Below are 301 nucleotides of genomic sequence, written 5' to 3'. Positions count from 1 at the left end.
GCTGGGCGCCGCGTCCGGTGCCGACCATGAGGGCGGTCGGGGTGGCGAGGCCGAGGGCGCACGGGCAGGCGATGATCAGCACGGCGACGGCCGCGCTGAACGCGGCGGTCGGGTCGCCGGTGACGAGGAGGCGTACGACGAGCGTGCCCAGCGCGATCGCGACGACCACGGGGACGAAGACGGCCGAGATCCGGTCGGCAAGACGCTGCACCCGGGCCTTGCCGGTCTGCGCGTCCTCGACGAGCCGGGCCATCCGGGCGAGCCGGGTGTCGGCGCCGACCCGGGTGGCCTCGACGACGAG

At 76.1% G+C, this 301-nt stretch carries 1 pseudogene; it reads right to left on the bottom strand.

Annotated elements, in window-relative coordinates:
• Window positions 1-301, bottom strand: a pseudogene (locus G3I40_RS26790) (heavy metal translocating P-type ATPase); the annotation flags it as partial.

This window comes from Streptomyces sp. SID14478, assembly GCF_010548525.1.
Taxonomy (GTDB): Bacteria; Actinomycetota; Actinomycetes; order Streptomycetales; family Streptomycetaceae; genus Streptomyces.
This window is presented reverse-complemented; position numbering and strand designations above follow the sequence as displayed.